Origin of the sequence: Paenibacillus sp. PAMC 26794 (assembly GCF_000316035.1) — a bacterium.
Classification (GTDB): Bacteria; Bacillota; Bacilli; order Paenibacillales; family Paenibacillaceae; genus Paenibacillus.
The window spans coordinates 39,389-63,757 of record NZ_ANHX01000015.1 but is presented as its reverse complement, the minus strand read 5'-3'; the positions used below and the strand labels follow the sequence as shown (position 1 = coordinate 63,757).

22 protein-coding genes and 1 pseudogene are annotated in these 24,369 nt (G+C 44.8%); 17 read left to right on the top strand and 6 right to left on the bottom strand.

Annotation, left to right across the window (positions count from 1 at the left end):
- Nucleotide 1 precedes the first annotated feature (1 nt).
- From D829_RS0109165 to D829_RS0109155, 3 genes are all read left to right on the top strand, one after another.
- Nucleotides 2-1,300 carry a GHKL domain-containing protein gene (locus D829_RS0109165; protein WP_017688581.1) on the top strand — a complete coding sequence of 433 codons (1,299 nt, stop codon included), beginning with the start codon at nt 2-4 and terminating at the stop codon, nt 1,298-1,300.
- A 110-nt stretch (nt 1,301-1,410) separates the two neighbouring features.
- Nucleotides 1,411-3,462 carry a serine hydrolase domain-containing protein gene (locus tag D829_RS0109160; protein ID WP_017688580.1) on the top strand — a complete coding sequence of 684 codons (2,052 nt, stop codon included), beginning with the start codon at nt 1,411-1,413 and terminating at the stop codon, nt 3,460-3,462.
- 196 nt (nt 3,463-3,658) lie between these two features.
- Entirely contained in the window at nt 3,659-5,062 is a 1,404-nt protein-coding gene (locus D829_RS0109155; RefSeq protein ID WP_017688579.1) for a PQQ-binding-like beta-propeller repeat protein, read from the top strand.
- Nucleotides 5,063-5,130: 68 nt separating this feature from the next.
- Here the strand turns inward: D829_RS0109155 and D829_RS0109150 are convergent, their stop codons facing one another.
- Nucleotides 5,131-5,805 (bottom strand): class I SAM-dependent methyltransferase, encoded by a 675-nt coding sequence (locus D829_RS0109150; protein ID WP_017688578.1) that lies wholly within the window; start codon nt 5,803-5,805, stop codon nt 5,131-5,133.
- 194 nt (nt 5,806-5,999) lie between these two features.
- Between D829_RS0109150 and D829_RS0109145 the strand changes: the two genes are divergently transcribed.
- The 4 genes from D829_RS0109145 to D829_RS0109130 all read left to right on the top strand — a co-directional run bounded on the left by D829_RS0109145 (nt 6,000) and on the right by D829_RS0109130 (nt 11,114).
- Entirely contained in the window at nt 6,000-6,980 is a 981-nt protein-coding gene (locus tag D829_RS0109145) for an SDR family NAD(P)-dependent oxidoreductase (protein WP_017688577.1), read from the top strand.
- A 233-nt stretch (nt 6,981-7,213) separates the two neighbouring features.
- Entirely contained in the window at nt 7,214-9,250 is a 2,037-nt protein-coding gene (locus D829_RS0109140) for a methyl-accepting chemotaxis protein (RefSeq protein WP_017688576.1), read from the top strand.
- Between the two features lie 133 nt (nt 9,251-9,383).
- A complete protein-coding gene (gene murB / locus D829_RS0109135; protein ID WP_017688575.1) occupies nt 9,384-10,274 on the top strand; it encodes a UDP-N-acetylmuramate dehydrogenase in 891 nt (296 codons plus the stop codon).
- A 147-nt stretch (nt 10,275-10,421) separates the two neighbouring features.
- On the top strand, nt 10,422-11,114 hold the full coding sequence (locus D829_RS0109130) for a hypothetical protein (protein WP_017688574.1): 693 nt from the start codon (nt 10,422-10,424) through the stop codon (nt 11,112-11,114).
- Between the two features lie 92 nt (nt 11,115-11,206).
- On the opposite strand, the gene D829_RS0109125 is transcribed toward D829_RS0109130, so the two are convergent.
- Entirely contained in the window at nt 11,207-11,992 is a 786-nt protein-coding gene (locus D829_RS0109125; protein ID WP_017688573.1) for a DUF817 domain-containing protein, read from the bottom strand.
- Between the two features lie 269 nt (nt 11,993-12,261).
- Here D829_RS0109125 and D829_RS0109120 point away from each other — a divergent pair, with 269 nt between their 5' ends.
- The 7 genes from D829_RS0109120 to D829_RS0109090 all read left to right on the top strand — a co-directional run bounded on the left by D829_RS0109120 (nt 12,262) and on the right by D829_RS0109090 (nt 17,684).
- On the top strand, nt 12,262-12,606 hold the full coding sequence (locus tag D829_RS0109120; RefSeq protein ID WP_017688572.1) for a YojF family protein: 345 nt from the start codon (nt 12,262-12,264) through the stop codon (nt 12,604-12,606).
- Between the two features lie 23 nt (nt 12,607-12,629).
- Nucleotides 12,630-13,304: a bacillithiol biosynthesis deacetylase BshB2 gene (bshB2, locus tag D829_RS0109115; protein ID WP_017688571.1), complete on the top strand. Its 675-nt coding sequence runs from the start codon at nt 12,630-12,632 to the stop codon at nt 13,302-13,304.
- Nucleotides 13,305-13,622: 318 nt separating this feature from the next.
- Nucleotides 13,623-15,011, top strand: coding sequence for a NosD domain-containing protein (locus D829_RS0109110; protein ID WP_152416993.1), 1,389 nt, complete (start codon nt 13,623-13,625; stop codon nt 15,009-15,011).
- On the top strand, nt 15,008-15,574 hold the full coding sequence (locus D829_RS0109105) for a nitrous oxide reductase accessory protein NosL (RefSeq protein WP_017688568.1): 567 nt from the start codon (nt 15,008-15,010) through the stop codon (nt 15,572-15,574). Before D829_RS0109110 ends, D829_RS0109105 begins: the two co-directional genes overlap by 4 nt.
- A 28-nt stretch (nt 15,575-15,602) precedes the next feature.
- Nucleotides 15,603-16,424: an ABC transporter permease gene (locus D829_RS0109100; RefSeq protein ID WP_017688567.1), complete on the top strand. Its 822-nt coding sequence runs from the start codon at nt 15,603-15,605 to the stop codon at nt 16,422-16,424.
- Nucleotides 16,417-17,130: an ABC transporter ATP-binding protein gene (locus D829_RS0109095; RefSeq protein ID WP_017688566.1), complete on the top strand. Its 714-nt coding sequence runs from the start codon at nt 16,417-16,419 to the stop codon at nt 17,128-17,130. The genes D829_RS0109100 and D829_RS0109095 overlap by 8 nt, the downstream gene beginning before the upstream one ends.
- 11 nt (nt 17,131-17,141) lie before the next feature.
- Complete coding sequence (locus D829_RS0109090; protein WP_017688565.1) at nt 17,142-17,684, top strand: redoxin domain-containing protein; 543 nt, start codon at nt 17,142-17,144, stop codon at nt 17,682-17,684.
- A gap of 162 nt (nt 17,685-17,846) precedes the next feature.
- Here the strand turns inward: D829_RS0109090 and metE are convergent, their stop codons facing one another.
- Nucleotides 17,847-20,141: a 5-methyltetrahydropteroyltriglutamate--homocysteine S-methyltransferase gene (metE, locus tag D829_RS0109085; RefSeq protein ID WP_017688564.1), complete on the bottom strand. Its 2,295-nt coding sequence runs from the start codon at nt 20,139-20,141 to the stop codon at nt 17,847-17,849.
- Between the two features lie 228 nt (nt 20,142-20,369).
- Between metE and D829_RS0109080 the strand changes: the two genes are divergently transcribed.
- Entirely contained in the window at nt 20,370-20,993 is a 624-nt protein-coding gene (locus D829_RS0109080) for a hypothetical protein (protein WP_017688563.1), read from the top strand.
- Between the two features lie 220 nt (nt 20,994-21,213).
- On the opposite strand, the gene D829_RS0109075 is transcribed toward D829_RS0109080, so the two are convergent.
- Nucleotides 21,214-21,879: an MBL fold metallo-hydrolase gene (locus D829_RS0109075; RefSeq protein ID WP_017688562.1), complete on the bottom strand. Its 666-nt coding sequence runs from the start codon at nt 21,877-21,879 to the stop codon at nt 21,214-21,216.
- Between the two features lie 203 nt (nt 21,880-22,082).
- Between D829_RS0109075 and D829_RS30735 the strand changes: the two genes are divergently transcribed.
- The gene (locus D829_RS30735; protein ID WP_017688561.1) at nt 22,083-22,553 is read left to right on the top strand and encodes a GNAT family N-acetyltransferase; all 471 of its coding nucleotides are present in this window, start codon (nt 22,083-22,085) and stop codon (nt 22,551-22,553) included.
- A gap of 143 nt (nt 22,554-22,696) precedes the next feature.
- On the opposite strand, the gene D829_RS0109065 is transcribed toward D829_RS30735, so the two are convergent.
- On the bottom strand, nt 22,697-23,062 hold the full coding sequence (locus D829_RS0109065) for a helix-turn-helix domain-containing protein (protein ID WP_026081085.1): 366 nt from the start codon (nt 23,060-23,062) through the stop codon (nt 22,697-22,699).
- Nucleotides 23,063-23,167: 105 nt separating this feature from the next.
- On the opposite strand from D829_RS0109065, the pseudogene D829_RS33370 reads away from it, so the two are divergent.
- A pseudogene (locus tag D829_RS33370) lies at nt 23,168-23,278 on the top strand (arginase family protein); the annotation flags it as partial.
- A 98-nt stretch (nt 23,279-23,376) separates the two neighbouring features.
- Here D829_RS33370 and D829_RS0109055 read toward each other — a convergent pair.
- Nucleotides 23,377-24,189, bottom strand: coding sequence for an undecaprenyl-diphosphate phosphatase (locus D829_RS0109055; RefSeq protein WP_017688558.1), 813 nt, complete (start codon nt 24,187-24,189; stop codon nt 23,377-23,379).
- Nucleotides 24,190-24,369 lie beyond the last annotated feature (180 nt).

Sequence of the window (24,369 nt, the reverse complement as noted above, 5' to 3'; positions counted from 1 at the left end):
TATGGATACCTATATGATCTTTTCCATCATCTTTGTGACCTTACTTATGGCATTTCAGGCGAATTTTTATTTTGATTCTGTGTTGGGCAAGCCCAGACGAAAGCCGCGCAGAGCGATCTATTTCATCGTATTTGTCATGTTGGGTTATTTTTATTTGGTCTCTTCCTTCTCTGATATCATTTCTACTGCTGTTGCTTTGCTGTTAATCTTCAGTCTGGCACAGTCCTATGAAGTGGAGTTCAAAATCAAGCTTGTGTTTACCATTCTGTATTCGGTTCTGATTACTATGGCAAATACGATAGCTGTATATATTCTCGGAATTTTGGAATCCACAGAATTCATCTCATGGGAACAGTTCAACGGAGAAGACCACTGGATTCTATCCAAGGTGATGCTGGTTGGTTGCAGTATCATGTTTATTGTTATTCAAATTGTACGTTTAGTGGCTAAACGCAGAAGTTTTGCCGTGCATTATCGTTATTATTTGCTGTTTCTTATCGTACCGATTATTACGATCTATCAGATCAATGTGGCCTCCATATATAGTGAAAAAAACATATTCTACGTCTTTTCTGTACTAGGCTCCCTATTTCTCAACGTGTTCATTGTTTATGTATTCGATAATATGGTGGAAAAGGTACAGCTTGCGCATGAAAATACCCAGTTACAGCGTCAGATGGACTACCAGGATGCCAACTATGAGAAGACCGTTCACAGTTTCAAAAACATTAAATCCATCATCCATGATATCAATCAGCAGTTTCTGTATATTGATGAATGTATCCAACGTAACGAACTGGCTGCGGCAGGTGCCCATATCAAATCTACATTAAATACCATTGAAGGTGCGTATCAGCGGGTGAACTCCGGCAATCTGGTCATTGATGCTCTCGTTACGAATACCCTGGCTATGGGGCAGGCAAACGGGATCAAAATCGACACCAAAATCCAACTCCACTCGCAACATATCCAGATCGATCGATATGATCTGTGTGTGGTGCTGGGTAACATGCTTGATAACGCAATTGAAGCCTCCAAGAAGGTTAGACAGGCTGAGGATCGATATATCCTGATTGCCATTCACTCCACATCATCTGCACTTGTCATCCAGATTATGAATCATGTGGAGCAACCGATTGTTGACTTGAAAAGTGAGAAGCCCAATCCGGAGTACCATGGGATCGGTCTAACCAATATATCGCGAATGTGCGAGAAATATGGTGGACATATGAGTATTGAGCATCAGCATCGGAAGTTTAACAACATGGTCGTACTTCCGTTTCACATCGACAATCCCTAAACCTGCCGTTCAGGGATTGTTTTTTTCCATTCAGGGTCCGTTTGCGTTCGATCAGTCTCTTCCCGGATATGATGAATTCATTCATAAGAACATTTGAGGGAGGACATATGATGAAGAAACTAATTAGTCTTTTATGTACAGCGGTGCTTGTAATTACACCGCTGGCAGATGTCAGAGCAGAGGCGAATAACAGCGGTACGATTGAGGCACGGGCGGAGCAGATCGCCAAGGAGATGGTGCAAAACTACGGTGTCACCAGTGTGCAATATGCGATCATGGATGAAGGGCAATATATTTTATCAGATAGTGTCGGACTGCACGATAAGGCATCACAGAAGCCGGTAGACAAGGATAGCATGTATGGCATAGGCTCGGTTAGCAAAATGGTTGTTACGGCAGCCGCCATGAAGCTGGTTGATTCGGGTAAAATAGATCTGGATGAGCCGCTTACTTCGTATATCAAGGACTTTAAAATGGCAGATGCGCGCTATACTCAAATCACACCGCGCATGTTGATGAATCATTCATCCGGTCTTTACGGTACACATTATGGAAACAGCATGTTGTTTGAAGATAATGACACCCGCAATCATGATGAGTTATTGCTCAAACTTCAGTCCGAAAAACTGAAATCCAAACCTGGCGCATACTCCGTCTACGCCAATGACGGTTTTCAATTGCTTGAAATCCTGGTTGAACGGGTGAGTGGATTAAGCTACAGCGAATATATCGCCAAGTTCATCAGCGAGCCGTTGAAGTTGGAATCAACGAAGACACCACTAGATTCCTTTGACAGAGCGCAATTATCCGAAACCTATTGGCCTACACTTGAGATGAAGATGCCTACCGAAAATGCAAACATTATCGGCACAGGCGGAGTGTATTCTACCGCAGAAGAATTGAGTCAATTCGGAGAGGTTTTAATGGGGAACAGACCGGATATTCTGTCCGAATCTGCTGTGAAGGCCATGCAATCTCATGAATATCGTAAGGGCATATGGGTATCTGATGAGCAAAATACGATCAATTATGGCTTGGGATGGGATTCGGTTGACCTTGCACCTTTCAGCGATTATGGGGTTACCGCGCTTGCCAAAGGCGGGGATACCATGTTGTACCATGCCGTGTTAATCACTATACCTGAACATGATATTTCAATGGCGGTTCTATCATCTGGCGGATCTTCCATCTACAATCAGATGTTTGCCAGCAAAGTGCTGCTGGAAGTTCTGGCGGATCAAGGCATCATTGACAAGGTTAAACCCGATCAGACCTTCTCGTCACCCGACAAAGTGAAGATGCCAACAGAATTAAGCGCGTACTCCGGTCTCTATGGTACGGTAGGAGAGACATTGGATATAACGATTAAGGATGGTGAGATGCAACTGCCTGCTTTGCTGGGTGGAATTATTCCAGAGCAGAAATATGTGTACACAGGCGACGAACATTTTACAAGTGCGGATGGCAGTGTGAAAGCTAGTTTTGTGAAGGAACGTAATGACAAGGTGTATGTTAAAGTTCAGGGTATGATTACGTTACCCGGCATAGGTCAAACGGTAATGAACACGTATGATTATCAAAAACTGGATCATAACGCACTGGACGCAACAACCAAAGAGAAATGGACAGCTCGTGACGGCTCAAAATATTACGCGTTGGATGAAAAAATAACATCGATCTTTTATCTGCTTCCATCGATGCTGATCAAGAACCTGTCTGTTGATGCCGAACATGGTTACGCCAATGGCACGCAAATCATGGATGCGAACAACGCAGAGAATGTCGCCCAGATTCCTGTGTTGAACGGAAGAGACGCCTTTGATCTGCAATTTTATACGAAGCATGGCGCTGAGATTTTGATTCAGGATGGACAGGAATACATTGCAGAGGATGCAATTACTCCAATCTTTGGTGGGAAAAAAGGAATTACGACTATTCCGGCAAACGGTCAAGCCCGGTGGTATGCGATCGACGCCCGATCGGGGAACAAATCCATCACGGTGGATTCTCCGAAGACCGGAGGTTATGCAGTGTATAATGATAAAGGGGAAATGGTAGACTTCTCTGTAGCAACCAATCAGGAATCGACGAAACTCCCGAAAAGTGGTTTTATCGTTTTTGGTGGGGACTCCGGTGATGTATTCCAGATCCAACTAAAGTAAAGCAGGGTCTGCGTTACAAAGTCACTTCGCATCTTGTCACACAAATAATATAGTATTCAGGAAGTCGCCTTATGGCGGCTTTTTTTGATTTTATTATTAGAATAATTTAACAATCCGGTAACTATTTAGACTAACCACACGTTATGTTTATGTAGTTATATATCAGGCTAATTTTTAACAGGAGGATTCACTATCTATGATCAATAGACATAAACGTCAAACGACTAAGCAATGGAAAAGAAGAGCAGGAAGACCCATCATTGCAGGCATTACTGCCGGAATGCTGATGGTTCACGGCGTTATCGGCGTGTTGCCATCGCAGGCACATGCGGAAGCATCGGATGTATCCATCCGTAACTGGTATTCGTATCAACGAATCACTGTACCTGAACTGAAACCTTCTTGGACAGCGAAAGTAGATAACTATTTGAATATGAACGAGACGTACATCGGAGCTAATGCCATTGCAGAAGAAGGCAAAGTATTCACGTTTGCTGAATCGAAGTTGATTGCACTTGATGCGACAACAGGTAAACGGCTGTGGACTTACGGCAAAGAACTGACACCTTATATTACCTATCAAGGTGGCGTCCTCTACGGACTGACCAGTGATCACAAGCCATATGCCTTGAATGCGAAGACAGGCAAAGCAAAATGGCAGTCAGGAACATCCATCTGGATTGATACGGTTCAACGTACGGAAGCTCTGATTCCAACGGTGGATACCCTCTACGTGATTAAGGGGAGTACAACGTTTGCACTGGATATCCAGTCAGGCAAACTGCGCTGGAAGGCAGATGAGCCATTAGGCGAAGGTCACGGTACTGAATATCTTGAAGAGTCTAATGGTATTATACTGAGAACCTTTTTTGTCCAAGGGGCACTTACATCCGTTCAACTTAATGCATATGACAAGAAAACGGGCAAGAAGCTATGGAGTCATTTTGGTCAGGGGGAAGCTATTCAGATCAAAGACGGTCTTGTGTATTCGGTGGATTTTTATTCTCCAATGTTGGAAGATGACGAGTCTTCACCTGAACGCAAATGGAACGTCAATGCGTACAACCTGAAGACCGGTGTGTTGAAAGGAAGTCAGGAGTATAGGTGGACCATGCCGGGTGACCCACCGTATACGAATGGTAGAGGAGGTATACTTGTCTATAAAGACAAACTGTACATTGCGCAGGGGGACAACATAGCGGAGTATTCGTTGAATACGACCAAGTCGGAAACTACGCCAATTCGAACGTTTCACCAACCTTACGGGGACAAAATGGAGTTACTTGGCATTGTACAGGAACGGCTGGTGTACAAAAACTTCGAGACAGGTGAACTTAAAGGCATTAAGCTGGCTAATGGTCAGGAGGTTCAGTGGCATGGTGATGCCCCCGTTTCTCAGATTGATGTTTATGGTAAAGGAATGTATCGAGCGCAACGTAACGGCACCCTGCTTGCCCTCAATATGATGACGGGTCAGCCAGCTTTTCGAGTCTCCACCGGGGGAGACCTGCATAACACGACGTTAAAGACAAATGGAATGATCATCATCCAAGCCGAAGGCAAACTTCTCGGCGTTAAGCTGCCAGCATCGCTGAAATAAGTGATTCAGAATGAAAATATGTGAGAAGACCGGATCACGGCATAGCTTGCTCATAATCCGGTCTTTTTTTATTTTTGCGCATAAAACACTGCAAAGTCCAAGTATTTGTACATGCAATCTGCCACGCGAAATCCAGCTTCCTCCAACCACACCAATTGATCCTCCAGCGTGGCATTGATATCCACCTTGCGTCTTTCGATCGAAGCCGAGATGGCTTCCTCAGACAAACCACTTTGATGAATCGCGTCTAACCAGCGCTGGCGGTAATAGGTGTCCGTATCGGGGGTTCTTCCCTGAACCTGGTCTGCATTGATGAAGCGTCCACCTGGTTCTAACAGCTGATGTACAGAGTCAAACACCTTTTTCTTATCAGCGTGGGTCAGATGGTGAATAGACAGGGAGGAAATAATCATATCGTAAGAACTGGTGAAGTCGTACTTGGAGTAATCCCCGACCACATACTGCACTTGGTTTGCATCAGCAAATCTTCGACGTGCTCCTTCGAGCATTTGATCACTCATATCGATCAGGGTTAATCGCGCGTTAGGATACTTTTGCAGGACCAATCCGGAAAGCAGTCCCGTTCCTGCACCCAGATCAAGAATACGTGGAGAATCGAGCGGGCTTTCCATTAGATCCAGAGCCATTCCATAAAAATCATCAAAACAAGGGATAAGCTGCTTTCGCTGCACATCATAATCTTGGGCTACCTTATCAAACAGCTGCTTTACTGAGAATTCCATGTGCTCATCACTCCTTGAGGTTTTCTCCATAGTTTACAAACTGAAAGGCATCAAGGGAAATATCGATTATGGATAAGTTCATAGGCTGGAACTATGGGTTCCGAGTCTCTGCCATGGGTAATAACCGATTTGACTTAGAGTACGCTCTAGGGTGTAGACTTTGAAGAAGAAATATTGCCAAGGAGATGAAGAGAATGACACAGGAAAATAATATTAGAACTTTACAACATAAAATAGGCTCTGGCTTCAACCATAACAGTACAGCGGAGGATGTATTGAGAGATCTGGACTTGTCAGGACAGCTTGCTATTGTAACGGGTGGATATTCCGGCCTCGGGTTGGAGACGACACGTGCGCTTGTTAATGCGGGAGCCCGTGTAGTGGTGACTGCACGTCGTCCAGCGGTTGCGAAGGAAGCACTTTCTGGTCTGGAAGGTGTTGAAATAGATGCATTGGACCTCGCTGATTTATCCAGCGTTCGTGCTTTTGCCGAGCGGTTTCTGGCGAGTGATCGGAACATTGACATGTTGATTCTTAATGCGGGCATCATGGCTTGCCCGGAAACGCGGGTTGGTCCTGGCTGGGAAGCTCAATTTGCAACCAATCATCTGGGCCACTTTGCCCTGACTAATCTGTTATGGCCAGCACTCACTAGTCAGGGGGGAGCACGTGTTGTTTCCTTGGCATCAGCGGGACATCATTTCTCACCGATTCGTTGGGATGACATCCAATTTGAACATGGCTATGAAAAATTCCCTGCCTATGGACAGTCCAAAACAGCAACTATTTTATTCAGCCTTGAGCTGGATCGTCGAGGTGCAGAGCACGGAATACGGGCTTTCTCCGTTCATCCAGGCGGAATTATGACACCACTACAGCGTCATATGCCCAAAGAGGAAATGATTGCTCTGGGCTGGATTGATGAATCTGGACAAGTGGCCAATCCTGCGTTCAAAACACCTGAGCAGGGTGCAGCGACGCAAGTCTGGGCAGCAACTTCACCTCAGCTTGAGAGAAAAGGCGGTGTCTATTGTGAGGATTGTGACATTAGTGAATTGGCTCCCGAGGATGGAGGTTTCTATGGGGTCAAGAAGTATGCTATCGACCCCGAGCAAGCTATTCGTTTATGGGAGCTATCGGCCAAACTGACTCAAACAGACATAGAACTCTCATAATCATGTAGTTACTTGTCCACGAGATAACGATATTGCATGAGAAACGCCTTGCGGTGTTCATCCAGCCCAGATGCTGGTTCGTAAGGCGTTTTTTTTGTATATTTTTTGAAAGGAAATATTTATTTTCATGAAAAATTTTCATATATCTTTAAGTTGAAATTAATCCTACTCTCATCTATTTCATGTTTAATAGAGGATAAGCTACGATACATCATACATAAGGAGAAACGCCTATGAAATTCAAGAAAAAAATCGGTACGGTCAGGAACCGTCTGGTAGCATCATTTTTAATCGTATTGTTGCTTCCCAGTCTGGTTATCGGAGGATTCGCCTATCTTACCGCCAAACAGCAAGTAGATACACAACTAGCCAACATGGCCGACACAGACATATCACTCGTTAGCAGCATGGTCAACCAGTACATACAAGCTAAACAATCAGATGTGGGTCTCTTAGCCGAATCCATTACATCTACGAATCCTGAAGCCGCATTAAAAGCCTATACCAATAACCATTCGGAGGTCGAATCAGCTATTTTCGTTAAGAGCGACGGACAGCATGTGTATGCTTCTTCCAGTCAGAGCCAGCCAGACAACGATAAACCTCTGGAGAGCGAATTTTATACGAAGGCGATTGCTGTTCCAGGACAGGTTGTTCTGACAGAGCCGTTCACTTCGAAGCAGTCGGGTAACACGGTAATGACTTTAGCGAAAGCGTCCAGTGACAGCAAGTCAGTCGTCGCCGTAACCCTAGATTTAAGCGCTTTGCAAGAGACTGTAGGCAAGATCAAAATTGGAGATAACGGTTTTGTTATCATTTTTAGTGCGAATGGCTCCATGATTGTAAATCCGCCGTGGGGTACTGAAGGTTCTCAGGGTGAGGATGCGAAAATCGTTGATGCAGCACCGCTCAACTCTTCTTCCGATGCAGAACAAGACAACTCTCAAGGTGACGGAGGACCCGGGACAACGATGTTTGAGGGTGACTCCGGGCAAATTGAGCAAAGCTCTCCTGAAGGAGAAGGAGAGACACGTAAGCTTGTCTATATTACCAATCAGCTTACGGGCTGGAAAATCGCAGGGGATCGCTCACCGATCGAGGTCGTGCAAGCAGCCAAACCCATCTGGAACAATACATTAATGGTCATCGCCGTGTTTGCCCTGCTAGGTATAGGCATGACGATTTTGATCGTGCGTTCGATCACCAAACCGCTCAAAACATTAAATGATGTATCCGGGGAAGTCAGTCGGGGAGATTTGAGCCGAAGCGCAGCCATTCATTCCAATGACGAATTGGGCCAGTTGGGGGATGCCTTCAACCTTATGGTCGGTTCCCTGAATTCCATTGTATCCGAGGTGAAAAATTCGTCTAATCAACTGGTCGCCGCTTCGGAACAGTTATCTGCTAATGCCGGTCAAAGTGCTACGGCAACAGGGCATATTGCTGAAACGATTGAACAGATGGCGGAAGGCACTGATAGACAGGTCGTGCTGGTTGAAGAAAGTCTGCGTACTATTCATCATGTGGCTGAGCAAATCGGTCATATCGCCAATAACGCCTCAGCAACAGCTATAGCTACAGAACAGGTTGCGGAGAAATCCAAGGAAGGTGGACAGGCTATCAATGGCGCTGTGACGCAAATGGGAACCATCCACCATTCCGTCAACCGTGTGTCGGATGGCATTAACCATCTGGTTCAGACTTCGTTGGAGATCGGGCAAATCATCAAGGTGATCTCCGACATCTCCCGTCAGACCAATTTACTGGCTTTGAATGCGTCCATTGAGGCTGCACGGGCAGGTGAGCATGGTAAAGGCTTTGCTGTTGTAGCCAGAGAAGTAGGCGCACTCGCGGAGCAGGCAGCTGATTCAGCGAAGCAAGTCACCACACTAATTGGCAGCATCAACGAAGGAATCCAGCATGCAGATCAATCTATGGTTGAGGCGATTAGTGAAGTCTCCAAAGGGATGAACGTAATGAATACGGCGGGCCGGCTCTTTGACGAAATCACCTTGTCCGTGGATACGGTGAACAGCAAAGCCAACGAAGTGTCCACCATGGCCGATGATATCGTTCAAGAAACCTCCCATGTGGTGGCAAAAATCGAGGACATTTCTCATGTTTCCCGGGAAACGGCGGAAGGAGCGCAAACGGTATCTGCGGCAACCGAACAACAGCTTGCTTCTATGCAGGAGATTAGCTCATCTTCTTCTTATCTGGCCCGCATGGCATCACGTCTTCAGGAACTCACGGAAAAGTTCAAAATCTAAAGAGAATGCGATTAATTATTATGAAAACAACATAAATTCAAACAAAATCTCCTATTTAGCATATAATAAAGAAGGAGCATCTCATTTTCGCGATGGTGCAATCATTTCTTTATGAATTCAGGGAGAGAAAATCATGAATATTTTTGAACATCAGATACCTTTGGAAAAAGTGAAATTCAATGAACCGCTAAAAAATCACACGTTTATTAAAATTGGTGGTAACGCAGATATTCTCATCCATCCAACAACGATAGACGAAATCACAAAAATCATAGAGATTGCCAACATACATCAATTGCCTCTGACGGTTATTGGCAAAGGGTCGAACGTCATCATTAAAGATGGCGGCATCCGGGGAGTAACGATTTCTCTTAGCGACTTTGATCAAGTTAAAGTGAGTGAGGACAGCATGATTGCGCAAAGCGGCGTTGATATCATTGATGTATCCAGACTTGCTTTGGAGCATAGCTTGACCGGTTTGGAGTTTGCTTGTGGCATTCCCGGCAGCACGGGGGGCGCACTTTACATGAATGCGGGTGCTTATGGCGGTCAGATTGCCGATGTTGTTGAACGTGCGACTGTGATCACCAAAGACGGCGCAGTGTTGGAGATCCCGCGAGAAGAGATGAAATTTGGTTATCGAAATAGTCTCTTCAAAATGGATCACTATATCATACTGGAGGCCGAATTCGGGCTCAAAAAAGGAAACAAGGAAGATATTGCAAGTAAAATGAAGGAATTAACGTTACTGAGAGAATCCAAGCAGCCGCTTGAATTCCCTTCTTGTGGAAGTGTATTTAAACGACCCGAAGGGCATTTTGCCGGTAAACTGATTCAGGATTGTAACTTGCAGGGCACTCGCATCGGAGGTGCTGAAATCTCCATGAAACATGCAGGTTTTATCGTAAATGTGGATCACGCTACTGCCCAGGATTATATGGATCTGATCCAATTTATTCAGAAGAAAGTACATGATACGTTCCAAGTTGAATTGGAAACCGAAGTAATCTTTCTGGGAGAATAGCTTCGATGAATGACTTGAAAGGTCGCCTTTGGCGGCCTTTTTTGATTGTCCGAATTATACTGAGCAAAGAATTCATATGCTAATTATGGTAATATCAGAGTGATTGTATTTAATATTTCATCGTTATCATAAGGAGTGTACATGGAGATGTTCAAGCGTAACAGGAGGATTCTGCTAATCACTGCATTGGTAATTTTACTATCGCCCTTGTCAGTCCTGACATATATGTATATGAATGAACGAGCTGGTGGGCTAGCCGATCAACGGATATCCAAGGTTTGGGGATTAAGTGAACCTATACATATTCCTATAGCGAACAGTCCTGAGAGGGCAGTTCAGGAATTTAGAGGTGAGTTTTATACCTCCCAATTTCTTCATCAGGAGGCTATAGACGGTGGCATGATTTTGTTTACGCACAAAAAGGGTCGGGAAAACAACAGTAATCTTCAGATGGAGTATACCCGCAAGAACATTTTCGGATGGAAATGGGTATGGGGTGGAGGATATTCCATTAATGGATCAGTTGAATCCAAGTTTGCGTTGAATTATATGAGCATACCGAAATTAGAAAAAGTATCGGCCCCGTTTCCCATGCTGTTTGGTGACATCATAGACTCCACTATCAAACGTGTAACTGTTGAAATCAAAGAAAATGGAAAGCCCGAAACTTTCGATGCGAAGCTGGTTGAGGCAGGTGAGAACCAACAAATCTGGTACGCATTCCTGCCTTCATCAGCGACTCCTCCTTATACAATCAAAGCATACGATGAAAAGGAGAACCTCTTAATCAACAAAGACATTGAAGAGGCAGATGGCTTTGGCTCATTATTTGTTGAATAATCTCAAATAGAACCACGCAAAAAACAGCGGCATTCGAAGACTTTAGGTACGAGTCTAAGATTGCTGCTGTTTTACGGTTAGAGAATAAATAGTTACCTGGACTTTGGATCATCTGCGGTTCGATTGGCCTTCACATATTTGAGCTGCGCAACAATGATGACACTGATGATGACCAGCAGGAACCACGAACTAATTTTGCTAAAGCTAACCAGTTGCCAGGCATCATGCTGATCAGGATATTTCCAGGCATTGAAGAATGTAGCGATGTTCTCAGCAGTCCAAATGAAGAAACCAACAATGATAAAAGCAAGCGATAAGGGCATTCGATAGGTCGTTGCTCGTACCCGGTAAATAATCCAGGTTTTCCAGAAGACAATAAATACAAGCGCCGTCAGCCACCAGCGAAAATCGGGCATAAAATGATGAGTGAAAAAGTTAATATAGATGGCTGCTCCGAGCAGCATCGAAGGTGCAAAACCAGGCCATCCGGTCATGTCCATTCGCAGTCTTCGCCACACCTGACACATAAAACTGGCTACACTTGCATACATGAATCCGCTATAAAGAGGGACACCTAGGATTTTGCTGTAAGCTTGCTCAGGGTATGACCATGATCCCATCCATACTTTATAGATTTCCAGCACCAGGCCAATCATGTGAAATACACAGATGACTTTGATTTCATCTCGGGTCTCCAAGCCGCTTCGATACATCAGGTACTGCACAGCAAGCAATACGAGCAGAATGGCATCATACCGATGAAGGAAAGGAATAGGAATTACGCTGGACAGGGCCAGTGTTCCAAAGATCGCTACGGGAAATATGCAGCTCATTGCCTGATGATAGCCAAAATGAAGTAGTTGTATTAGAGATTTCAAGTCGAGTTAAACTCCTTTCCAAACACGTTGGAGCAAGATTCACTTAAGATTTAAGGTTCTTCTTCACGGGCGTTTTTGCCTACACTTCATAATATAGATATGATCCATGAATAAAAAGAGAAAAAAACGCGCAAATCTGTTCTTGTTTTCAACAAACTGGAATCATCATGAGAACGCTCTATGAGAGGCGACAGGGTCACTCCATGTATATTCTCTTGTGGTTATGTTAAAATGAGAATCGTACAATTACATTAGACAAGGAGGCCGCTATGCAACCGATTAAACCTCAAGATATTCAGCTCCGGATCAATAATCTTGCTGATCAGGACTTATACGTACATCTAGAACTTACGTCAGGTGCTTACGCACAACACATGGACAGTACAAAACATCCAGCATCGGCATTCATTACTAATGCGGCCATACGATATACGCAGGGATCCATTTCAGGTACAGGTCCATACCGTGTTGGTCTGAAAACGACGCAGGGATGGCTTTACGCCGAAGGACTTACACATATTGATGAGCAGGAACAAGAGAGACTGATTCTCGCCGGTCACGACAGCCAAGGTAAACTAGTTGTGGCGTTACAATTAAGCCGAGAGATGTTCTGATGAAAGCGGAGGATTGAATAAATATGAATACTACACACAATGAGCATGAGCGCATCTTGGTGGTATATCCACATCCAGATGATGAAGCTTTCTCTGTATCGGGAACGTTAGCCAAATACATAGATGGCGGTGCCCATGTAACCTATGCTTGTCTAACACTTGGCGAGATGGGGCGCAATATGGGGATTCCTCCATTTGCCAACCGAGTGACGTTGCCTGCCATCCGTAAACAGGAACTCATCGAAGCTTCTGAAGCGATTGGTATTCAGGACCTGAGAATGCTGGGTTTCCACGATAAAATGCTGGAGTTCGAAGACCCACAGTTACTGGAAGACACCATCATGTCGCTACTTAAAGAGTTGAACCCTACGCTGGTCATTACGTTCTATCCGGGGTACAGTGTTCATCCCGATCATGATGCAACGGGAGCCGCTGTTATACGTACAATCGCTAAACTTTCTGTGGATGAACGTCCGATTGTTCACTGCGTTGCGTTCGCTAATAATCAGGAACAGTACATTGGGAAAGCGGATGTATTCGTTGATGTAACCGAGTTTTTGGATCAAAAAATGGCGTCCATTCGTGCCCATCGTTCACAATTCCAGGCAGCAGAGCTTGTAGGAAATCGTGAGCTGAATAATGAAGAAATCAAGAAACGTTTTGGCAGAGAAACATTTTGGACCTACCCATTTGAATAATAGGATCACTTAGAAGTCGCCAATATGGCGGCTTTTTTTGATTTACATCACAATATAGACACAAAAATGTAGTGTCTATAGCCTAATTGAGCTATATGGAAAAAATATCATTTTAAGTACACTGTGATCAGGATTGTGATAACGCTTCATTTTTTGCTTAGTTTTAATGGATTAGAGTCATGAATAGTTGATTTTAAGTGGAATGGAGGGATGGTGTGTACAACCAACGTATATTTTGGATTAACGTAAGACCCGTTGAATACATTGCCACAGCAATAAGCAACTGTAACAAGAAGCCGGAATTGCGCGGTTTGAATCATGAGTAATCCTTGGGCAGGATTGAGTGCATTCAACAGTTGTAAGAAGAGTCGGGGTACGGGTTTAATTTTTCTAATCGGAATGATGATGCTCCTAATATCTCTTCCGCACGGTGCAATCATGGCCTCCTCCGGACATCGTGATCTCATTCCCCTTCAGCCTATGATTGACCGATCTGCACCTGGAGAAGTCATCGAACTTGCGTCAGGTCGTTATTCTGGACCCGTGACGATTGACAAAAACGTCACCATTCAGGGTGATCCTACGGTCATAGTTGTTAATGCGGAAGCCACATCTACGATAATGATTCGCTCGGATGGGGTGAAATTGAGCGGTTTTACAATTGAACATGATATGAATGAAAAGACTGCAGCAATTCAGGTTGAAGGGAAAAACAGTGAAATCACGGATCTGCATATTCAGACCCAGGGGTATGGGATGATCATCCGGAATTCGAGTCATGCAACGATTCAGCGGAACAACATTACTTGGGTCGGGTCTGATTCTGCTTCCAGTGGCCAGAAGGGCAATGGCATTGATCTGTACAACGCCCATGATAGCTACATTGAAGCCAATGAGATCACCGGCATGAGGGATGGAATCTATCTGGAGAACAGTCGCAAGTCTATCGTGCAAAATAACAGGCTGTTACATACAAGGTATGGCATCCACTGTATGTACATTGACGGCTCTTCTGTCATGGACAATACCGGAGAAGAGAACATGACAGGTGCCATGATTATGGGCGTCAAGAATACGGTAATCTCGGGCAATTCTTTTCGCAAACAAAGTACTAATGTTCATTCCCAAGGGATTTTATTGTATGACGTGCATCAATCTTCAATTCACAACAATGTGGTGGAGGGTAATCGTGTCGGCATGAATATTGCAGAGTCATCGGGCAATGAAATCCGTGGAAATGCGGTGCTCCGGAATTTTGTTGGCATCCAGCTTGTTCTGGCAGAAGCTAATGAGTTTACAGGTAACCAATTGGTATCTAATGTTATTGAAGCTTCAGCGCTGGATAGCCCGAATAATGTCATGATGGAGAATTACTGGGACTCCTTTCAGGGGCTCGATCTGAATCAGGATGGGATCAGTGAAATATCCTATGCCATCAATCCTTTTTATGAGCAACTGGTCAGTCGAAATTCAGCGTATCAGCTCTTTTTTCAATCGCCGGGTATGGTCTTTCTGAGTGACTTATTTACAGAGGGCAGAGAACAATGGACTACCGACAATTCGCCACGAATGAGCATGGATACAGGATCTGATCTGAACATGTCAGTGGAAAGGGTAGCAGGTTCCAATCTGGTGTGGATGTTCGGGCTAGTTCTGTTGGGTATGGCAACTTTTATAATCATCTATATGGGGGTATTACGAAAATGAACAAAAGCTTGAACAGAAGATGGTCCATGGTTATGGTACTTATGTTTGGCATGGTATTGTTAACCGCTTGCGGAACAAAATACGCGGCATTGCCGATCAATGAAGACGTGGATATCTGTGCGATCTGTAAAATGCAGGTGAAGGACGATGCATATGCAACACAGCTCACTACGAAAGACGGCCAAAATTACAAGTTCGATGACATCGGTTGCATGAACCAGTGGAAAACAGAAAATGGCACAGATAACATCGGCATGGACTATGTACGTGATTATAATGACAAGGAATGGATTGAATACAGCAAAGCCACGTATGTATACGATGCTTCATTGCGTACGCCTATGGCCTATGGAATTCTTAACTTTAAGGACAAGCCCTCCGCTGAAGCTTTCATTGCAGAGCAAGGTGTCGGAACCATTATGACCGCTGAGGATCTTGCCTCTCATGACTGGAAACAGAACACAGAGAATATGGACATGATGGGTGAACATGGGCATGGTGAAGAAGGAGACGGTAATGAGATGCATCAGGAAGGTGAGATGAAAGAAGAGTCAGGCCACTAGGAATGACAATAGAAAATGGTGATCAATGATGTCAGATATGATACAGGTTGCAAGACGAGAAGTGAAAATGGGATTTCGCAATCCTTGGGCGTATTCGTTTCTGATCCTTTTTTGCACATTTAGCTTAAGTTTGTTACTCCTGAATTCACAGAATCTGGTTGAAGGATATTCGGGCACCACAGGTTCGATGTTGAATCTCATTCTCTATCTTTTACCATTAATGACGCTGTTCTTGGGTTCCTTCTCATTAACATCCGAAAAGGAAGACGGCAGTTGGCAACTGCTATCCACGTATCCCATTGGCACGATGTCTTTTATTGTGGGCAAGTATCTTGGGTTGTCGATTGTTTTAATCACCATTGTTGCGTTTGGATACGGCCTGATGGGGGTCATTAGCGGAGTAATCGGGAATCCACTGAATGCCGTGACATATCTTCTTTTTCTGGCATTTTCCTGTGGACTGGTGTTGTTATTCCTGACGCTGGCTCTATTTATCGGTTCGTTGTCGCGCAATCGGTGGCAGGCGTTAACCATCTCGGTGACCGTATGGTTTTTCGCTGTCATTGGGTGGCCGACCTTATTGCTCTCTGTTCTGGGACTGATGCCTTATCTGTGGGTGAAACCGCTGTTGGTTATGCTAACGCTCATCAATCCGGCAGAGCTGGTGCGTTTGTATGTCGTGATCAAACTTGGGGGCGGCTCCATTCTGGGACCAGAATATTATCGATGGGTGGAGTGGGTGCAGCAACCAAGTGGCAGTTGGATCTTTATCGGGATATGCCTGTTCTGGATCACCTGCTCTGTCCTGGCTGTTTACGCGATCTGGGAGAGGGGGCGTTCTCATGGATAAGGTGGGACTCGAAGTGATGGGATTGTGCAAATCCATTAAAAAGCAACCGATTGTTGAGGATATCTCCTTTCGCATTACTTCAGGCCAAGTGCTTGCCCTCTGTGGAGGGAATGGTGCAGGGAAAAGTACGGTGCTGCGTATGATCGCCGGAATTCTTCGGCCGACCTCCGGTGAAGTTGTCGTGAATAATGTTCGTTGGTTGAAGGAGCGCAAGCGTTATTCGCAGCAGATTGGATATATGCCGGATGATTATCAATTTAATCAGGGACTGACCGCAGAGGAAGTACTTCTGTTCTGGGCTTCTCTGAGGAAAGTTCCCAAGGAGAGAGTACAGGAAGTGCTAACCATGGTCGGGTTGGCGGATCAAAAGAAAAACCGGGTTACGACCTTCTCCAAAGGCATGCGCCAACGTGTGTTATTTGCCCAGGCTGTACTGTCCAAACCTCCACTGCTCATCATGGATGAGCCAACGAATGGATTGGACCCCTTCTGGATGCAGGAATTAACTCAGCTGCTCAAGGGCATCAAGCAGGATGGCCATATGGTCGTATTCTCGACCCATCAGCTGGAGATTGCAGACGATATTGCGGACCAGGTGATATTCATGAACCATGGACGTAATGTGGGAGAGGGTTCCACCCATGACTTTCGTGATCAATACGGTTCGCTCCATGCAGCATTTCATCAAAGTCTTGGTTTAAAGTGAAGGCGAGTTTATTGCAGAAGAAGAGTTTTAAAAGCAGACGTACACTTACAATTTTGATTGGTGTGATCGCATTGTTAGCAGGTACATGGGCCATTTTCGAAAATGTATCGACACCCGAGTCTGGGCGAGGTAACGCTATTGAAGCTGGTGCCGTGGCTCCTGAGTTCACAGCGGTTAATTCAGCAGGCGAACAAGTCAAGCTGTCGGATTATCGGGGCAAAGCCGTCATGATTAACTTTTGGGCTTCATGGTGCACACCTTGTGTCAGGGAGATGCCGCTCGTTCACCAGATTGCTCAGGACTATCAGAACGATGTGGAGACGCTGTTTGTTAACGTGGGGGAATCGAAGGGTACGATCCGTGAGTTTATGGATAAGCAGGCGTTTGATTTCCCGGTGATCATTGATGTGACGGGCAGCATATCAGGTATGTATCGTATTACAGGTTTGCCCGCAACGATGGTTATTGATAGGGATGGAGAGTTCCGTCACATACTGCTCGGTGAACTGACCGAAGATACACCGTTGCAGCAATGGCTGGAAGAGAGTATCTAGTCGTAAGGCGTTGGATGGTGAGAAAAGGGGCGGGAACGCCAGAGATTTCCATGTTACAAGTGAAATGAATGTACGTTAAAAGTAACCATATAAAAAGCCGGACACCCATTTAACGAAGAGGTGTCCGGCTTTACTTTTGAAGCTATGCTGCTTCGCAGCCGATTACAATACAGCAGCTGAAGCGTGATTGTTACGAGCGATTCTGGTTGCGTCAACCATGTTACGCAGAGAAGCTACCGTTTCTTCCTGTCCACGGGTTTTTAATCCGCAGTCCGGGTTAATCCAGAACAGCTTCGGATCAAGAACACGCAGGGCACGTTCAATCATGCTGCTCATTTCATCCACACTTGGAACCCGTGGACTATGGATATCATATACGCCAAGACCGATACCCAGCTCATACGTATTTTCTTCAAAACTATGAATCAGTTCACCGTGACTACGGGATGTCTCAATGGAGATAACATCTGCATCCATAGCTTCGATGGAATCAATCATGTCATGGAATTCGCAATAGCACATATGTGTATGAATTTGAGTCGTTTCATGCACCGTGCACGTGGAGATACGGAACGCTTTGACTGCCCAAGCCAGGTAATCGGCTTGTTCATTTTCTTTCAGCGGAAGCCCTTCACGAACAGCCGGCTCGTCAACCTGGATCATGCCAATACCTGCCTGTTCAAGTGCCTCGACTTCCTGTCTCAACGCATACGCCAATTGATAGGCAATCTGCTCACGAGCAATGTCTTCGCGGACGAATGACCAGTTCATGATGGTAATCGGGCCAGTCAGCATGCCTTTGACAGGACGCTCAGTCTGCGATTGAGCATATTTCGTTTCTTCCACTGTCATTTCACCCGTGAATGCAACATCGCCGAAGATAATAGGTGGCTTCACGCAACGTGAACCGTACGATTGTACCCAGCCGAACTGTGTAAAGGCAAAGCCGGCCAGTTTCTCGCCAAAGAATTCAACCATGTCGGTACGCTCAAACTCACCATGCACCAACACGTCAATTCCGATCTCTTCCTGAATCTTAATCCAGATGTCAATCTGCTCCCGGATGAAGGCAGCATACTGTTCGTTGTTCAACTCACCCTTGCGCCACAGCTGACGTGCTTTTCTGACTTCAGCAGATTGCGGGAAACTACCAATCGTTGTAGTCGGGAAGAGCGGCAATTGCCATTTGGCCTGTTGGGCTTCATGACGCTCGGCAAAAGGACGGGAGCGCTCTGGCTGTTGAACACTGATGGAAGCAACGGCTTTCTGTACAGCGGTACGGTTCCGGTCTTCGGATTGCTGAAGCGCCTGAAGTGGAAGCTCTGCTTCGTCTATTTTGGCAGTAATCTCTGCACTTGGTGAAGATAAGGCTGTAGTCAAAAGAACAATCTCATCCAGCTTTTCATCTGCAAATGCAAGAGCATTTTTCAGTTCAGATGTAAGTTTTGCCTCGCGTTCTGTCGTAACTGGCACATGCAGCAGGCTGCAGGATGATTGCACGATGATACGTTCAGGTGTCACAAATTCAGCCAGTTCATTCAGCAACTGCAGTTTTCCTTGAAGGGAAGCTTTCCAGATTCCACGCCCATCAATAATACCTGCTCCCAGTACTTTGTCTGCCGGGAAACCTGATGTCTGAATGGATTGTGTGTTACCAGAGAGTCCGTGTACAAAATCAAGTCCTACACCTTGAACTGGCAGTGCAACAATATCGTTGTAGTTTTCGACAGATTCAAAGTACGTTTGCAGCATGATATTCAGGCCTGGAACGGCTGTGGCAAATGTTTTATATATTTTATTCAGACGCTGTACATCTTCATCGCTTAATTTGGTTACCAGAATAGGTTCGTCGACCTGCACCCACTGAACGCCTTCGCTTGCAAGTTCCTGAAGCAATTGAGTGTAGAGTGGAAGCAAGCGATCCAGCCAAGCGTCTGTCTCGGATTTATCATATCCTTTGGAGAGCTTCAGGAAGGTTAGCGGTCCAACAATAACCGGTTTTCCTTCAATGCCGAGGTTTTCTTTTGCTTCACGATAAGCGAGAAGTGGTTTGTTCTCCGTCAGAGTTGGGGAAGCCCCGTCCAGTTCAGGTACTATGTAGTGATAGTTGGTGTTAAACCATTTTGTCATTTCACTTGCTGCGGCATCTTTCGTTCCCCGGGCAATGCCATAATATACGGACAACGGAACCGAGCCACCATCATAAGCAAATCGTTTGGGAATAATGCCAAACATCACGGCCGTATCCAGGATATGATCATAATAGCTAAAGTCATTAACCGGAATGATGTCTATGCCTTTTGCTTGTTGCTTGCGCAAATGATCGATACGGATCTCCTGCAAACGTGCGTGAAATTCTGATTCCTCCAGCTTACCTGCCCAGAACGCTTCCAACGCTTTCTTCCATTCCCGATCAGCACCAATACGCGGATATCCCAATACACTACTCTTTGTCATCGTTTAAAACCCCTCTGCTTTTATGTTACACAAAATTTATCACAGATCCGGAGTTATAATGTAATTCCATTAAATTATACCTAGTTATAGCCTAGGGCTATATCAAAAAGTATGTTCAGCATGAAGTATAGAACTTGAAGAGATCATTACGTTTGAAATAGACCCCACTAATGTTACAATGGTTAACTATGTTCATACGAATGATTGAAAGAAAGGAAGACGGTACACATGAATCTGCATCATATTCAGTCCACCGTGCACGGAGTCAACAGAGTAGCATCATTTCTGGAAGAAAATTATATTGGAATCACTTGGTCCGGTACGGGAGATCTGGAGCAAACGCCCCCGGAGCTGTGGAAGGAAAAATTGGTTCAATACTATAGCTTGGATGAGTCAGAATTGGCGAGCATACTCGCGACACTACATATGTTTGCTAACCTCATGCAGGATGGAGATTATGTCTTAATTAGCGATGATGAATGGACGTATGTTGGGGATATCGGGGATTATTATTACGATGATTCCGCTGGCACAGAAAACGACTTGATCTGTCACCGTCGCGGAGTTACATGGTTGGGTCGTATTCCTCTCGCTGAGCTAAATGACAAAGTGCAGGCACTGCAAAATGATTCAGCCATCCTTGCGAAATTTGAGTATCCTATATCACAAGCACAACTGGATCGAGGTCTTGCAGTCAGTATAGCAGCCGAAGCAACCAACTCTCTCTCAGCAGGGGTAGATGAAGCCACGATTCAAACAGCTCTCCAGGTGCTGAGAGAAGCGTTGCACAGTGAAGAAGAAGAGCTGCGAATTCGTGCGGCTACAGCCATTTTGCAGTATGCCAAACAATAAACCCTTAACTATATAAATTGAACTAAACATTTACACAAAACGGAGAGGACAGAAAGAACCTGAAGAAGCGGAGCGTTCGCCTACAAGCTTTCTGCAAGAAAGCTACATCGGAAGCATACGCTATCCCCGGATTTACCCTTTATAAAAAGAATCAAAAAATCTGGGGATAACAGCGATCGGAAGGTTGTTCTGTCACCGGAGTGTCCAGTGTGAATATTCGTTAGTTCATTTTAACTAGCCTTGAGATCTGTTCATTCACATTCATATGACTTCGTCCACCGTGGTAACAAATCACAGATGTAATGTCGAGTTCGATATACTTTTTCAAAGAGAATCGAGCTGTCTCTGTATCCAGCGTAGTAGGCTCATGAATGCCTCCAAGCATGCCGTCTACACTGTACATTGAATCTCCGGCGATGAGCGTCTTGCTGTCCATCAAATATAGACTGATATGACCTGGCGTATGACCAGGTGTATGAATAACGCGAATTCCACCGCAAAACGGCAGTTCCTGACCATCAGTCACCGTTTCATTTACTTTGCCCATTGGAGGATGCTCAAGGTGACTGTCTTTCAGAAGAGGGAGCTGCCCCTCAATATATGGCTTATCCAGCTCATGCGCATATATCTTGACTTGTGAGCCACACTCCTGCAAAATCTCGGGAAGACACCCGATATGGTCCACATCCTGATGCGTCAAAATCACTGCTTTAAGTTGGCTGATCGGCACACCAATCTTTTCGAGTGCGATACACAAATCGTCATATTGTCCAGGGAATCCGGTATCAATTAACACAACCATTTCTTCATCCCATATCAGAACAGGGTGAATTATATTCCCCTCAAAATCAAGCTGAAGCATTGCTATTCCCTTTGAAATTTCCATAATATCAGACCTCCCAGAATTTAAATTCATATACATCGTTGCTCATTACATTTCTTATGTAAACGAATAAAGACGGCAAAAAGATACGCGGATACTTATAGAAATATTCAATGGATGGGGGAATTGACGCTTGCTGTTGGGAATGATAATTTAGATATATCATCAAAACCAATAAGTCCAATAAGATAAAGGGGGTATGTGGGATGACACATATCGTGCATGCAGCAGCTGAAGATATTCGGAGCGAGGATTCGCTGCTATTGATCAAAGAACTGAGTGAAGAACTCGGTTTGTTATATGGCGGTGATGGAACTGCGGGATTTCAACTGTCAGACGTTGAGGTGCCCCGTGCGGCTTTTATCGTTGCCAGGATCGACGGGAATCCGGTTGGTTGCGGAGCACTTAGACCCCTTGATGAAACATCTGTAGAGGTTAAACGCATGTATACACGCAGTGGTTACCGCCGTAAGGGGATTGCTCAGGCTATATTGGCCGAGGCAGAGCGTCTTGCGAACGAACTTGGTTATACCAATCTGAAACTGCAAACAGGCCCCTTGCAACCAGAAGCTGCAGCGCTGTATGAGCGTGTAGGGTATTATCGAATTCCTGTTTTCAGTGGCAATTGGGACAGAGTATTGGCCTACCAGAAAGATCTGGTACACGAAAAAGTATAATTCTACGAATCACAGCTTTTATTTGCTGAACGGACAGAGGAACACAAGATAAAAGTAAAAAAGTCGCCGATTGGCGATTTTTTGCATTTTTAACATACTCCATTTACTCCAATTATCTCATCTGAAAATATAGACAAAAGCGTTCAATCCGTTGCGCTATTATTGATCGAAGGTTCTTGATGTTGAACACCCCATTCGCATAGTCCTTCCAAAACGGGCAATAACGTTTCAGCTTTGGCTGTCAGACGGTACTCGACTTTAGGAGGGACTTGGGGATATTCTTTCCGCTCCACCATACCATCTGCTTCCAATTCTTTAAGCTGTGAACTCAGCGTTTTATACGTGATGGCGCCGATCTGTCTTTTTAGTTCATTGAAGCGGACAGGCTGGTTATCAGCCAGAAGATACATAATCACCATTTTCCATTTGCCACCAATGACAGACAACGTATATCCAAAAGGGGTATCTTGAATGTTTTTAACTTTACCGTGGTATTCAGCCATACTCATCATTTACACTATCCTTCCGGGTAGTACCTATCATAAAAGACCGTACTATTTATTTGTTTGGGCTCAGTTTATACTAACCTTACTTTGAAGTAAAGGGGATTTACGATGACTCAAAAAACAATACGCCTGCTTATGCCACAATGGCAAGGTGGAGATAATCCAAACTACTCTTTTGGAGCGGAGCTGCTTGCATGGCTCGCACCTGACAATGATCAAACTCCGCCGGAACTGAGGAGGTAACTCATATGGCACTGCCACTATACGACAAAGGAACAACCATCGCTGGTTGTTCCTTTTGGTGTGTGGACTATTTTTTATAAGAAGATCAGTAACAATGTACCTGCGGCAAAACAGTAATACGAAAAGTATTTCAGATTGCCTTTGGCCATAATGCCCATAAACCATCTCATGGAGAAATACGTGACGAAGAGCGTCGTGATGAATGCGATCAGATAAGGGATAGCCAGCTGTGTTCGATTCGGATCATTGGCGATGTCGGATACACCCATAATGAGTCCACCAATACTTATGGGAATGTACAGCATAAAGGAGAACTTCAAAGCTGTTTCCTGTTTCATGCCAACAGCGATGGATGCAATTACAGTTGCCCCTGAGCGGCTAATGCCCGGAATAAGAGCGACCGCCTGAGCCAGACCTACCAACAGTGCATCTTTCGTAGACAGATCACCATCTTGCTTACGACCACGAAGATTACGAATCAGCCACAAGGCGACCCCAGTGATCAATAGTGCGATGGAAACGGTATATACGGACGAGAAAATTTCTTCAATCCGGTCCTTGAACAGGACTGCAACGACAGCAGCAGGAATCGTACCAATAATTATGTATAAGCAAAACATGAAGTCTGCTCGATATTCTTCTTTACGAGTACGCAGGTAACCTAATGCACCAATAATCAACTTTTTGATATCTTCCCGGAAAATAAAAATAATAGCGATAAGTGATGCTGTGTTTGTTAAAATCTCAAATGACAATCCATTCTGCTTGATGCCCATAAGTTTCTGGGCGATGATCAGATGACCGCTTGAGGAGACGGGGATTGGCTCCGTCGCACCTTGAACAATACCTAAAAACAAATACTTTAACCACAATATAATCTCTTCCATGTTGTCCTCCTTGATTACGTTTCATTGGCTTTTCAAAACTCTCTTTTTTTAAAAAAGTGAATGGTTTACTCTATTGATGATAGCTGTTTAACTTGGTGACTTGCAAGTTAGAGTTCATAGAGGGGGTGAAGTAAACATAACTTGTCAAATCCTGCATAGCATGATATCGTTGATAACGAT

Bases quoted from the DNA above. Each gene is read 5' to 3' on its own strand.
- D829_RS0109165 (WP_017688581.1), top strand. From the start codon at position 2: ATGGATACCTATATGATCTTTTCCATCATCTTTGTGACCTTACTTATG.
- D829_RS0109160 (WP_017688580.1), top strand. From the start codon at position 1,411: ATGAAGAAACTAATTAGTCTTTTATGTACAGCGGTGCTTGTAATTACA.
- D829_RS0109155 (WP_017688579.1), top strand. From the start codon at position 3,659: ATGATCAATAGACATAAACGTCAAACGACTAAGCAATGGAAAAGAAGA.
- D829_RS0109150 (WP_017688578.1), bottom strand. From the start codon at position 5,805: ATGGAATTCTCAGTAAAGCAGCTGTTTGATAAGGTAGCCCAAGATTAT.
- D829_RS0109145 (WP_017688577.1), top strand. From the start codon at position 6,000: ATGACACAGGAAAATAATATTAGAACTTTACAACATAAAATAGGCTCT.
- D829_RS0109140 (WP_017688576.1), top strand. From the start codon at position 7,214: ATGAAATTCAAGAAAAAAATCGGTACGGTCAGGAACCGTCTGGTAGCA.
- murB (WP_017688575.1), top strand. From the start codon at position 9,384: ATGAATATTTTTGAACATCAGATACCTTTGGAAAAAGTGAAATTCAAT.
- D829_RS0109130 (WP_017688574.1), top strand. From the start codon at position 10,422: ATGTTCAAGCGTAACAGGAGGATTCTGCTAATCACTGCATTGGTAATT.
- D829_RS0109120 (WP_017688572.1), top strand. From the start codon at position 12,262: ATGCAACCGATTAAACCTCAAGATATTCAGCTCCGGATCAATAATCTT.
- bshB2 (WP_017688571.1), top strand. From the start codon at position 12,630: ATGAATACTACACACAATGAGCATGAGCGCATCTTGGTGGTATATCCA.
- D829_RS0109110 (WP_152416993.1), top strand. From the start codon at position 13,623: ATGAGTAATCCTTGGGCAGGATTGAGTGCATTCAACAGTTGTAAGAAG.
- D829_RS0109105 (WP_017688568.1), top strand. From the start codon at position 15,008: ATGAACAAAAGCTTGAACAGAAGATGGTCCATGGTTATGGTACTTATG.
- D829_RS0109100 (WP_017688567.1), top strand. From the start codon at position 15,603: ATGTCAGATATGATACAGGTTGCAAGACGAGAAGTGAAAATGGGATTT.
- D829_RS0109095 (WP_017688566.1), top strand. From the start codon at position 16,417: ATGGATAAGGTGGGACTCGAAGTGATGGGATTGTGCAAATCCATTAAA.
- metE (WP_017688564.1), bottom strand. From the start codon at position 20,141: ATGACAAAGAGTAGTGTATTGGGATATCCGCGTATTGGTGCTGATCGG.
- D829_RS0109080 (WP_017688563.1), top strand. From the start codon at position 20,370: ATGAATCTGCATCATATTCAGTCCACCGTGCACGGAGTCAACAGAGTA.
- D829_RS0109075 (WP_017688562.1), bottom strand. From the start codon at position 21,879: ATGGAAATTTCAAAGGGAATAGCAATGCTTCAGCTTGATTTTGAGGGG.
- D829_RS30735 (WP_017688561.1), top strand. From the start codon at position 22,083: ATGACACATATCGTGCATGCAGCAGCTGAAGATATTCGGAGCGAGGAT.
- D829_RS0109065 (WP_026081085.1), bottom strand. From the start codon at position 23,062: ATGAGTATGGCTGAATACCACGGTAAAGTTAAAAACATTCAAGATACC.
- D829_RS0109055 (WP_017688558.1), bottom strand. From the start codon at position 24,189: ATGGAAGAGATTATATTGTGGTTAAAGTATTTGTTTTTAGGTATTGTT.